The organism is Streptomyces sp. NPDC001717, from assembly GCF_042892775.1.
Taxonomy (GTDB): Bacteria; Actinomycetota; Actinomycetes; order Streptomycetales; family Streptomycetaceae; genus Streptomyces.
The window spans coordinates 89,604-101,644 of sequence record NZ_JBIAUK010000010.1 but is presented as its reverse complement, the minus strand read 5'-3'; the positions used below and the strand labels follow the sequence as shown (position 1 = coordinate 101,644).

At 72.4% G+C, this 12,041-nt stretch carries 8 protein-coding genes; 1 reads left to right on the top strand and 7 read right to left on the bottom strand.

All coding sequences use genetic code 11. The annotated features are described in order from the left end of the window. Positions 1-13: 13 nt before the first annotated feature. Entirely contained in the window at positions 14-2,134 is a 2,121-nt protein-coding gene (locus tag ACFYZL_RS18810) for a type IIA DNA topoisomerase subunit B (RefSeq protein WP_384746204.1), read from the bottom strand. A gap of 447 nt (positions 2,135-2,581) precedes the next feature. Between ACFYZL_RS18810 and ACFYZL_RS18805 the strand changes: the two genes are divergently transcribed. Further along, a complete protein-coding gene (locus ACFYZL_RS18805; RefSeq protein WP_243631750.1) occupies positions 2,582-2,815 on the top strand; it encodes a hypothetical protein in 234 nt (77 codons plus the stop codon). Between the two features lie 158 nt (positions 2,816-2,973). Here ACFYZL_RS18805 and ACFYZL_RS18800 read toward each other — a convergent pair whose 3' ends face one another. The 6 genes from ACFYZL_RS18800 to ACFYZL_RS18775 all read right to left on the bottom strand — a co-directional run bounded on the left by ACFYZL_RS18800 (position 2,974) and on the right by ACFYZL_RS18775 (position 11,882). Continuing rightward, the gene (locus ACFYZL_RS18800; RefSeq protein ID WP_384746203.1) at positions 2,974-3,912 is read right to left on the bottom strand and encodes a S1 family peptidase; all 939 of its coding nucleotides are present in this window, start codon (positions 3,910-3,912) and stop codon (positions 2,974-2,976) included. A 109-nt stretch (positions 3,913-4,021) separates the two neighbouring features. Further along, the gene (locus tag ACFYZL_RS18795) at positions 4,022-5,611 is read right to left on the bottom strand and encodes an RNA polymerase sigma factor (RefSeq protein WP_384746202.1); all 1,590 of its coding nucleotides are present in this window, start codon (positions 5,609-5,611) and stop codon (positions 4,022-4,024) included. Positions 5,612-6,072: 461 nt separating this feature from the next. Further along, positions 6,073-6,957, bottom strand: a complete 885-nt coding sequence (locus ACFYZL_RS18790) for a FadR/GntR family transcriptional regulator (RefSeq protein ID WP_384746201.1) — start codon at positions 6,955-6,957, stop codon at positions 6,073-6,075. Positions 6,958-7,148: 191 nt separating this feature from the next. Continuing rightward, a complete protein-coding gene (locus ACFYZL_RS18785; protein ID WP_388680108.1) occupies positions 7,149-8,975 on the bottom strand; it encodes an ATP-binding cassette domain-containing protein in 1,827 nt (608 codons plus the stop codon). Between the two features lie 102 nt (positions 8,976-9,077). After that, positions 9,078-9,824, bottom strand: a complete 747-nt coding sequence (locus ACFYZL_RS18780) for an NUDIX domain-containing protein (RefSeq protein WP_384746199.1) — start codon at positions 9,822-9,824, stop codon at positions 9,078-9,080. 69 nt (positions 9,825-9,893) lie between these two features. Further along, entirely contained in the window at positions 9,894-11,882 is a 1,989-nt protein-coding gene (locus ACFYZL_RS18775; protein ID WP_388680105.1) for a glycogen debranching N-terminal domain-containing protein, read from the bottom strand. Between the last annotated feature and the right edge of the window lie 159 nt (positions 11,883-12,041).

Here is a 12,041-nt window from a genome sequence, read left to right as displayed (position 1 = left end):
ACGGGCGGACCCGTCAGGCGTCGATGCGCGAGCGGTCGAGCGTGGCCGCGGAGCTGGTGATGAACTCCTTGCGCGGGGCCACCTCATTGCCCATCAGCAGGTCGAAGACCGTCTCGGCCGAATCCAGATCGCCGATGTTGATCCGGCGCAGGGTACGGAAGCGCGGGTCCATCGTGGTCTCCGCCAGCTGGTCCGCGTCCATCTCGCCGAGGCCCTTGTAGCGCTGGATGGAGTCCTTGTACCGGATGTTCTTGCGCTGGTACTCCAGCAGGGTCTGGCGCAGCTCGTTGTCCGAGTACGTGTACACGTACTTGTCCTGGCCCTTCTTGGGCTGGACCAGCTCGATCCGGTGCAGCGGCGGCACCGCGGCGAAGACCCGGCCCGCCTCGACCATGGGCCGCATGTACCGCTGGAAGAGCGTGAGCAGCAGGCAGCGGATGTGCGCGCCGTCCACATCGGCGTCGACGAGCAGGACGATCTTGCCGTACCGGGCGGCGTCGAGGTCGAAGGTCCGGCCCGAGCCGGCTCCTATGACCTGGATGATCGCCCCGCACTCGGCGTTCTTGAGCATGTCCGAGACGGACGACTTCTGGACGTTGAGGATCTTGCCGCGGATGGGCAGGAGCGCCTGGAATTCCGAGTTCCGCGCGAGCTTGGCGGTACCGAGGGCGGAGTCTCCCTCGACGATGAAGAGCTCGCTGCGCTCCACGTCGTCACTGCGGCAGTCGGCCAGCTTCGCGGGCAGCGAGGAGGTCTCCAGCGCGGTCTTGCGGCGCTGCGCCTCCTTGTGCTGGCGGGCGGCGATCCTCGTCCGGGCGGCCGCGACGATCTTCTCCATCACGGCGCGGGCCTGCTGCTTGTCGTCGCGCTTGGTGGAGGTGAGGAAGGCCTTGAGCTCCTTGGCGACCACGGCGGCGACGATGCGGGTGGCCGCCGAGGTGCCGAGCACCTCCTTGGTCTGGCCCTCGAACTGCGGCTCGGCGAGGCGGACGGTGACGACCGCGGTCAGGCCCTCCAGCGCGTCGTCCTTGACCACGTCGTCCTCGGCGACGCGCAGCAGCTTCGCCGAGCGCAGCACCTCGTTCACGGTCTTGGTGACGGAGCGCTCGAAGCCGGAGACGTGCGTGCCGCCCTTGGGGGTGGCGATGATGTTCACGAAGGACTTGAGGTTGGTCTCGTAGCCCGTGCCCCAGCGCAGGGCGATGTCCACGCCGAGCTCGCGGGTGACCTCGGTGGGCGTCATGTGACCGCGGTCGTCGAGGACCGGGACGGTCTCCTTGAAGTTCCCCGAGCCCGTCAGGCGCAGCACGTCGCAGACGGCCTTGTCCTGGGCGAGGTAGTCGCAGAACTCGCTGATGCCCCCGTCGTAGCGGAAGACCTCCTCGGTCTTGCCGGCCCCGTCGATGCCGCGCTCGTCGCGGACCACCAGGGTCAGGCCGGGGACGAGGAAGGCGGTCTGGCGGGCGCGCTGGTAGAGCGTCTCCAGGGAGAGCCGGGCGTCCTTGAGGAAGATCTGGCGGTCGGCCCAGTAGCGGATCCGGGTGCCGGTCTTGCCCTTGGCGATCCGCTTGACCTTGCGCAGGCCGTTGGCCGGATCGAAGGGGCTCTCGGGGCCCTGCTCGGTGAACATGCCGGGGACGCCCCGGCGGAAGCTGATGGCGTGCGTCGAGCTGCCGCGGTCGACCTCGACGTCCAGGCGGGCGGAGAGGGCGTTGACCACGGAGGCGCCGACGCCGTGCAGACCGCCGGAGGCCGCGTAGGAGCCACCGCCGAACTTTCCGCCGGCGTGCAGCTTGGTCATGACGACCTCGACGCCGGACAGGCCGGTCTTGGGCTCGACGTCCACGGGGATGCCGCGGCCGTTGTCCCGGACCTCCACGGAGGCGTCCTCGTGGAGGATCACCTCGATGTGGTCGCAGTAGCCGCCCAGGGCCTCGTCGACGGAATTGTCGATGATCTCCCAGAGGCAGTGCATGAGGCCCCGGCTGTCCGTGGAGCCGATATACATGCCGGGGCGCTTGCGGACGGCCTCCAGCCCTTCGAGGACGAGCAGGTGCCGCGCGGTGTAGTTGGAACCGTCCCGGTCTGCTCCGGACAGCAGCGCGCTGGAAGGCACGGACGTGTCGGCGGTCACGCAGTTCGCTCCTCGCTGAATTTCTTTTCTGGCCCGGTCGGGCGCAGGGGTGGCTCGGGTACCGGTGGAAGGGTACCGAGGCCAGGTAGAGCCGATGCAACGCCACCCTCGCGCATTCCTCAGCCTAGTCCAGATCCGCACGGATGTTCGATCCCCCGTGCGGGTGAAGCAAACATCACGTTCCCTTCCGCGCATGAACCATTTAGGGTTCGGGCACGTCCTCATGAACAACCTGGCACTCAGCCGGGGGAGGATGGAACTGCGACAAGCGCACGACTGACAACGCGAAACCGTAAAGCAACGCAATACGGCTCCTTCGCCGCCAACCGGCAACAGCCGGCCAGCTTCGGAAGGAAGTTTCGAGGAAAAGCCGCGAGCGGGAACGTTTTCGGCCTGGTTGGATGTTGACCCTGGTACGACAGCTCGTCGAGCTAGAGAAGAGGCGACGTGACTACTGTTCTGACACCCGCGACCCCGCTGACGGCCGCTGACCGATGCGACCGTTGCGGCGCCCAGGCATATCTGCGCGTCGTCCTGCTGAGCGGCGGTGAACTGCTCTTCTGCGCCCACCACGGGCGTAAGTTCGAGCCGGAACTCAAGAAGATCGCCGCGGAAATACAGGATGAGACCGAGCGGCTCACGTCCGCTCCGGCTGCCAATGCCGACACCGAGGACCGCTGACACAGGCCTGCACCTCGCATCCGACGAGCCAGGACCGGCCATGCCGGTCGACGGGCGGCACCCCCGAGATCCGGGGAGGCCGCCCGTCCTCACGTGCACACCCGTCCGCGCCCCGGAGGCCGGCCGCCCGAGCGGGGCCGACGGCCTCCGGTCGCTCCCTACCGGACCGGCTCATCCGTTCGATGCCCCTCCCCGGGCCCTGCTGCCGGTACCGAGCCCCTCCGGGCAGTGCCCGCGACCCCGTGGACCCCGCCCGGCCGCGCGCCCGTCTCCGGGCCCGTCACGAAGTCGGCCAGTGGGGCGATCCGCGTGTACACGCCGGGGCTGTCGGCCCGTCCGCAGCCGCGGCCCCACGACACCAGGCCGATGAGCCGCCCCTTCGCCACGAGCGGGCCTCCGCTGTCGCCCTGGCAGGCGTCCTTGCCGCCCCGGTCGTCCCCGGCGCACACCATGGACTCCGCGCGGTACTGCCCGTCGGCGTCCCCCGGATAGGCCCGCCCGCAGACGTCGTCCGCCAGCACCGTCACCCGCGCCGCACGCAGCGCGTACGCGTAGTCACCAAAGCCGCTCGTGTCGCCCCAGCCGTACACGGCCGCCTCCGTACCGGCCGTGTAGGCGGTGTCCCCGGGCCCGGCCATCGGGATCACGTGCTGCGCCGGAACCGCCTCGACGAGCTCCAGCACGGCGAGGTCCCCGGCGTTGCTCCCCGGGTCGTACGCCGGGTTCACCCGGGCCGCGCGCACCGCGATCTCCCTGCCGTCCGTCGCGCGCAGCTCCGTACGCCCGGCGATCACCCGGAGGTCGGGGACGGACTCGACGGGGCCGCCCAGCACCTGGCTGCCCAGGCAGTGTGCCGCGGTCACCACCGTGGTCGGGGCCACGACGACGCCTCCGCAGAACTGCCCGCCCCGCGTACCCCCGAACCGGTCACGGCTGGCGAGTGCCACGACCCAGGGGCTGTCCGCCACCTTCACCGGCTTCCCGCCGATCACCACGCTGTCTGCGGCTGCCCGGGGCGCCTGGGCCAGCGGCGCCGCGACCGCTCCCGCCGCCAGGGTCAGCGCTCCCGCCAGAGCACGGGCAATGGGACGACGCATGAGGCCTCCTGACTCCGAGTGTGCATGACTCCACCCAGAGTGGGATGACCAGTGGCCGTGCGCACCCGCGCACGGCCACTCACGTACGGTCCCGGGCGTCGCCCGCCGGTCAGTCCAGGTAGTCGCGCAGCACCTGGGAACGCGACGGGTGGCGCAGCTTCGACATGGTCTTCGACTCGATCTGGCGGATCCGCTCGCGCGTGACGCCGTAGACCTTGCCGATTTCGTCGAGGGTCTTGGGCTGGCCGTCCGTGAGGCCGAAACGCATCGAGACCACGCCTGCCTCGCGCTCGCTCAGCGTGTCCAGCACCGAGTGCAGCTGCTCCTGCAGGAGCGTGAAGCTCACGGCGTCGGCGGGAACGACGGCCTCGGAGTCCTCGATGAGGTCACCGAACTCGCTGTCGCCGTCCTCGCCGAGCGGGGTGTGCAGGGAGATCGGCTCGCGGCCGTACTTCTGGACCTCGATGACCTTCTCGGGGGTCATGTCCAGTTCCTTGGCCAGCTCCTCCGGGGTGGGCTCGCGGCCCAGGTCCTGGAGCATCTGGCGCTGCACGCGGGCGAGCTTGTTGATGACCTCGACCATGTGGACCGGGATGCGGATGGTGCGGGCCTGGTCGGCCATGGCACGCGTGATCGCCTGGCGGATCCACCACGTCGCGTAGGTGGAGAACTTGTAGCCCTTGGTGTAGTCGAACTTCTCGACCGCGCGGATCAGACCCAGGTTGCCCTCCTGGATCAGGTCGAGGAAGAGCATGCCGCGGCCGGTGTAGCGCTTGGCGAGGGAGACCACGAGGCGGAGGTTGGCCTCCAGCAGGTGGTTCTTCGCGCGGCGGCCGTCCTCGGAGATGATCTCCAGCTCGCGCTTGAGCTTGGGCGCCAGCTTGTCGGAGTTCGCCAGCTTGTCCTCGGCGAAGAGGCCGGCCTCGATCCGCTTGGCGAGCTCGACCTCCTGCTCGGCGTTGAGGAGGGGGACCTTGCCGATCTGCTTGAGGTAGTCCTTGACCGGGTCCGCGGTGGCGCCGGCGACCACGACCTGCTGGGCGGGGGCGTCGTCCTCGTCGTCCGAGATGACGAAGCCCTTGTTCTCGCCGCCCTCCTCTTCCTCCTCGGCCTCGGCCTTCGCGGCGTCGGGGCCCTCCTCGGGGGCCTCCTCGTCACCGGCCTCGTCGGCGTCCTTCTTGGCGGCGGTCTTCTTCGCCGCGGTCTTCTTCGCGGCGGTCTTCCTGGCGGGTGCGGCCTTCTTCGCCGCGGTCTTCTTCGCCGCCGTCTTCTTCGCGGCGGGCTCGGTTCCGGGCTCCTCCGTCAGAGCGTCCGCGGTCTCCGGGTCGAGGGACCCGGGCGCCGGGGCAGCGGCTTCGGCGGTGCTCGCCGTCGTCTTCGCCGCCGTCTTCCTGGCCACGGGTTCGGTGGCCGTCCGCTTGGCCGGGCTCTTCGCTGCGACGCTCTTGCGGGTGGCGCGCTTGGGCGACTCCGCGGCACTGACCATCAGCGTCACACCCTCTTCCTCGAGGATCTGGTTGAGGCTGCGCAGAACATTCTTCCACTGGGTCGCAGGAATCTGGTCAGCCTCGAAGGCCCGACGCACGTCATCGCCGGCGATCTGCCCCTCGGCCTTGCCCCGCTCGATGAGCGCCATCACAGACTCGGAATCGGCGATCTCCGGCGGGAGCGTACGGGATGTGCTGGCCGACACGAACAACCTCTCGGAACGATGGAAACGGCTTCCGACCCCGGGCCGAGTGGTGCTGGACCGGAGCCGACGACCACCGACTGGGGATGGGCCGGGGGCGCGGGCAGGGGCCGGGGAGCTGCACAGCACCCACAAGGGCTGCTGTTCCCTCCGTCGGCCATCACCTCTTAGGTCATCGCGGGACCTCGCGGAGCGTTACGCCCAATCTTCGTGGCCCAAGTCACACCTCGTATGGATTGATGCCGGTCATAGGGTCATACGTCTGGGTCGCGGCACGGCGGAGCCCCGGCGGAGCGGCGGGGCGCACCGGCCGGGTCGATGCACCCGGGGCGGCGCGGAGGATGCGGCAGGGGCAGTACGGCGCGGGCGCCGGGAGGGTGTCGGGAGGGCGCCGGAAGGGTGGCGCACACCGGTGTCGCCGGACCCGACCGGGCCCGGCGACAGGTCGTGCTCCCCCACGCGTCCGCTCCTCAGTGCTCGCGCGGGGCGGGCACCACGCGCTCGACCTCCGGATGCACCGTCAGCAGCTGACGCATGGCGCTCTCCGCACCCGCCGCATCACCGGACGCGAGGGCCTCGACCATGCGGGCGTGGTGCGCGACGCAGGTCTCGCTCGGCCGGTCACAGGCGGTGACCGGGCTGCCGGAGACCTGGAGGGCGGCGGAAACGATGCCGGAGAGGTGTTCCAGCATGCGGTTGCCCGCGACCTGGATCAGCAGCGCGTGGAACTCGTTGTCGGCGCGCGCGAAGGTGATCGCGTCGCCCTGACCGAGGGCGTGGCCCATGATCTCGACCATGTCGGCGAGCCGCTGCTGGATGTCGGGACGGCCGTGGCCCGCGGCGAGGCGGGCGGCGAGCGGTTCGATGGTCCAGCGGAGTTCGTTCAGCTCGCGGCGCTGGTCGTCACGCTGGGGACCGAAGGCCCGCCACTCGATGATGTCGGGGTCGAGCAGGTTCCAGTCGGCGACGGGCCGGACCCGGGTGCCCACGTTGGGGCGGGCGCTGACGAGGCCCTTGGCCTCCAGGACCCGCAGCGATTCGCGGACGACGGTACGGGAGACCTCGAAGCGCTGGCCGATCTCCTCGGGGACCAGAGGGCGGTCCGCGCCGAGGTCGCCGGAGACGATCATCTGGCCGAGCTGCTGGACGAGTTGGCCGTGCAGGCCGCGGCCGCGGCTGCCTGCCGCGCGTCGGCCCACGCGGCTCAACTCGACGTCTGAACCGTCCCATTGGGGCGCTGGACGGTCGGACCCGGGGGTCTCCGCGTAGGGGTAGCGGTCGAGTTCGCCCGGGCCGGCGAGGCCGGAGTCGGCATGGCGGGCGGCGGTCATCATGGTGTGCGCAAGGGTACTCACGAATCCTTTGTCGGCCGCGCCCCCACCGCCCTTGAGGTCTTTGCTGAAAAGCACACGAAAGGGTGATCGGTGCCACCTACGCAATTGACGACTTATCGTAAATAACCGGGCCTTTTAGTGGGAGTTGCGGTCCGGTTGACGCGAGGCGGAACTCAACGGTCCCGCACGTGACTCCTCCCGCTCCCGAACGATCACCAACGGACTCTGCTGCGCAGTCCGGTGAACCCATAGGCGCACAACAGGACCATCAGCGACAGCACGAGCGCCGTCCCCACGGGCTGGGCCATCACCCGCAGGGCCCCGAGGAGCAGGCGGTCGACCTCCGGCGGCCACTGCACCCAGGCCAGACCCCGCAGTCGAGGCCCGAGTCCGGTCATCGGGTACGCGGACGAGCCTTCCAGCGCCCGGCGCACCAGCGGGACCACTGCCACCGGTACGGCGAGCACCGCGGCCAGACCGGCGGTGGCGGAGCGGAAGACGCCCGAGGCCAGGACGCCGGCCCAGGAGCAGCCGATGAGCAGGCCGGCCCAGCTGGCGGCCGGGGCGAGCCACTCCGCCGGAGTGCGCAGCGGCCCGCTGTCGAATACGAGGGCCAGCGCGGCGGCGTCCGCCGTGACGGCCAGCGCGCCCAGCAGGAGGGCGAGGGCCGCGGCGACGCCCAGTTTGGCGGTGAGCAGTCCCATCCGGCGGGGTACGGTGCCGCGGTCCGCGGCGAGCGCGGGGTAGCGGTACTCCTCACCGAAGGCCAGGGCGCCGAGCAGTCCCGCCCCGAGCGCGGCGGGCGGCAGTGGGAGCAGCTCCGGCCAGGCGGCGAGCAGCCGGTTCTGCGGGGTGTGCCCCGCCCTGGCCAGCACCAGGGTGGTGAAAACGGAGACGGCGACGACGAGGGCTGCGGTGAGGACGGGCGTGGCGGTGCCGAAGACGCGGAGCAGCTCGTAGCGCAGCGGCCGGAGCGGTCCGCCCACGCGGCGCACCGCCGAGACGGGCCGCTGCGACCGGGCATGCCGCGGATGACCGCCGGCCTCCCCGTCGACGGCTTCCGCGGCAGTGGGTCCCACGCCCCCGCCGGGGACGGCCTCCGAGGCCGGGTTCGGGCCGGAGGGGGGCGGCGATCCGAACTCGGGACGTGCGTGCGGGAGCGGCGCACCGGCGTCGCCCGTCTCGTCGGCGAGGCGGTGGACCAGCACCCCGTGCCGGAACGCCGCTTCGCCGACCTCGGCGCAGTTGCTCCCGTACACCGACAGGCGGCTGCCGCTCTCCTCGACGATCTCCACCGCGCGATGAGCCGCCCGGGCCTCGCGGCCCAGTACGTCGGCCAGCCGGGCCGCGTGCGGGGTGCGCACGGCGACCCTCGGCCGCAGCCTGGTCCGTGCGAACTCGGCGGCGTCCTGGTCGGCGACGAGCCGGCCCGCCGCGATACTGACGACGCGGTCCGCGCTGCGGGCCGCCTCCTTGGCGTCGTCGGTGGTGAACAACACCGCTCCGCCGAGGGAGGCGTGGCCGCGCAACAGCCCGTGCAGCCAGCCGCGTTCACGCGGGGAGAGCCCGGCACCCGGCTCGTCGAGGAGCAGGGTGCACGGATCGGCGATCAGCGCCGCGGCCACCGCGACCCGGCGCTCCATGCCGAGGGAGAGCGATCCGAGCCGCTGGTCACGCAGCCCCGCGGCGCCGACGACCTCCAGCATGGTGTCGGCCCGTGAGGCCGGCACGCCGGCGGCGGCGCAGAGCATCCGCAGCTGGTTTCGGACGGTTCGCGCGGGGTTGCCGGGGACGTCGCCGAGCAGCACGCCGACCTCACGGCCGGGGTGCGGGATCCGGTGTAGTGGCCGGCCTCTGAAGTAGGTGACTCCGCGGCCCGGTTCGAGTTCGAGCATGAGCCGCAGCGCGGTGGTCTTGCCCGATCCCTGCTCGCCGAGCAGGGCGGTCACGGTCCCCGGGCGAGCCTCGAAGGTGAGGTCGTCCACGAGGGGCGGGGAGTCATGGCGGGAAGTGCTGGTGAGTCCGATGGCCTGGAGCATCGCTTCTCTCGCGGGGGGTGAGACCGCTCTGCGGCAGGGTGAGTACCGCAAACAAGATAACGCGATATGTCCGATTTTCGGCGCAACCGGCCCGTCGGAGCGTCAGACTTCCGGGCGCAGCATCGGCGGGTTGAGCAGTGTGGCCCCACCGGCCCGGAACAGCTGCGCCGGACGCCCGCCCTGACGGGTCGTCGTCCCTCCGGCCGGCACGAGGAATCCGGGTGTGCCGGTGACCTTGCGGTGGAAGTTGCGCGGGTCCAGGGCGACCCCCCAGACGGCCTCGTACACCCTGCGCAGCTCGCCGACGGTGAATTCGGTCGGGCAGAAGGCGGTGGCCAGCGAGGAGTACTCGATCTTCGAGCGGGCCCGCTCGACGCCGTCGGCGAGGATCCGCGCGTGGTCGAAGGCGAGCCCTGCGGAGGCCTCGTCCAGGGGGGCCAGCAGCTCGTCGACCGGGGCCCAGCGGGCACTGTTGGCGTCTCCCCCGGCGCGCGGCGCAGGCAGGTCCGGAGCCAGCACCAGGTGCGCCACGCTGACGACGCGCATGCGCGGGTCCCGCTTCGGATCGCCGTATGTGGCCAGCTGTTCGAGGTGCGCCCCGTTGTCCACGCCGGGCACGGCGGGGTCGTGCGCGCAGAGCCCGGTCTCCTCGGCGAGCTCCCGGGCCGCGGCCGCTCCCAGGTCCTCGTCCCCTCGGACGAATCCTCCGGGCAGCGCCCAGCGCCCCTGGAACGGTGCCTCACCCCTGCGGACCACCAGCGCGCAGAGCGCGTGGCGCCGCACGGTGAGCACGACCAGGTCGACGGTGACGGCGAAGGGCGGAAAGGCCGACGGGTCGTAGGGCGACATGCCGCGATCATAGTCGTCTGCTTGACGATAAACAGCTCTTTGGTGACCTTGGAACCACTGTTCTGGACGCTAGCCTCCCAGTTGGAGCGCATCGGCCGCCTCCTCCACCATCGCCAGCCCCAGCCTGCTGATCCGGACGGAGAAGGGTTCTCCCGCCACCCGCAGGCCCGAGAGCCGGAGCGCTCCGAGCGGGGCGCCCGGGAGCGGGACGAGGGCGACGGTGCCGGCGGGGGCGTCGGGGCGGATTCCGACGACGGCGCTCAGCACGTGCACCCCGGCCGCCGCGGCCACGGCCGCCGGCCGGCAGGCCGCCGGGTGCGGAAGGGGCACTCCTGCCGTGGTGCGCTGCTCCGAGGCGAACATCTCGGGCAGCCGGTACCCGAAGGCCTCCGCCGCGTCGAGCAGGCCTCCGAGCAGACCGGAGGCCTCCTTCTCGAAACCCGCCTGGGCCAGGCCGGCCACCGCCACCGCGCTCTCGTACGCGCGCACGGCACCGGAGCGGTGGCCGAACGGGTTGTGCCCCGGCTCCTTGACCGCCATGCTCCGCAGCCCCCATCCGCAGTCCATGGCGGGGGCTCCGAGCAGCCGGGCCAGCTGCTCGGTGCGTGTTCCGTCCAGGAGCCCCGGGGCGGGGCGGCCACCGCCGAGCAGTCCGGTGTCGAGGAGGTGGGCGGCGGCCCCCGTGAGCCGGGGCAACGGTCGTCCGTCGGGGTGCAGGGCCGCCGCGGGCCGACCGCCGTCCGGGCCGTCGATCCAGAACCCGGCCCGGAACCGCTCCCGCAGATGTGCCGCGCGCTCCCTCCACTCCTGGGCCCCGGGGCGTCCGCACGCGGCGAGGAGGTCGGCCCCCAGCAGGGCGGCCCGGTGGGCGTGGGCCTGGGTCTCGCAGCGCCGCGGCCCGGGATCGGGGTCGGCGAGGAAGCCGTCCTCGCCCAGCGCTCCGCGCAGCCACTCCAGGCACTTCTCGGCAGCCGGCAGCAGTCGGGCCAGCTCGTCCTCCGGCATCCCCCAGAGCCGTGCTTCGGCGAGCACGGTGGGGAACGCCAGCGTGGCCTCCGTGCCGGTGCACCCCGGGGGGAGCTGCGGGCCCGCCCCGCGCAGGGGGCCGGGGATCTTCCCCGCCTCGGGCCCCCGCCCGCCGGTCTGGGTCCGGGCCAGGACCCGCAGGGTGGCCGCCGCGAGCCCCGTACCGAGGGGCAGCGCCATCCTGGCGGCCCAGAGCGCTTCGGCCGGGGCCAGACCCAGCCGCCAGGGCGCGCCCGCCGCGGCGAAGCAGTCGCCCGGCTCCGCCGGATCCCTCAGCAGCAGCGCGCCCAGGTCGGCGACGCTGGTCGCGAACCATGCCCCGGCTCTCGGATCGTCCCCCTCGGCACGGGCTTCGGCCAGCGGGTTGGCCACCTGCCCGGCGGGCGCCCGCGCCGAGCGGTCCTGCGTGGTCCGCAGCTCGATGGTGCGGGACTCGCCGGGGCCCAGTTCGAGCTGCCAGCGCAGCAGGCCGGCCGAGGCCAGCGCGTCGTCCGGCGCCGGATCTGCGGCGGTGACGGCCTGGGCCTCGCCCGTGCTCCAGCGGAGCCCGGCGGCGTGCACCCCGGCGGGCAGTTCCGGCCCGGTCCGCCCGGCGGCCACCGCGGCCAGATCGGCGAGATCGGTGCCGAGCAGCACCTCCACCGGAAGGCGCACGGGCCGGAGGGCGAAGCTGCGCAGGGTGATCCGCTCGGTGCCGTCCGCGTGCCGGACCCGTTCCACGCCGATGTCCGGGTCGGGACCGAGCTCGGCCCCCGTACGCACCGTCGCCGTGAAGGCGGCGCGGTCGGCGCCGAGGCTGCGCCCCTGGACGGAGACGGGATCCCGGCCGCCGACCCGCAGGACGCAGCGGGACAGCAGCCGTCGCCCGGAGCGGTAGATCCCGTCGATCCCCCGCCCGGTCAGCTGCCCGTGCTCCGGGGAGATGGCCAGGCAGGGCGCGGCGACGCAGATGACGGCGCCGTGCACGGGCGGCAGCTCGGGCCTGCGTGCGCCGGGAACCGCGGCGGGGCGGGTAGGTGCGGGGTGAGACATGTGTCGCCTTGTCTGCGCTCCGGTCGGTTCGGCTGGGCGGCGGCGCGGCCGGTCCCCCGCCTCCCTCCGTGGGAACGCCCCCACCCCCGTGCGGGTCACGGGCCCGGGCGCCGGGCGGGGAAGGCCGGGGCGAAGCCCGCGCCGCAGCAACAGGCCGAG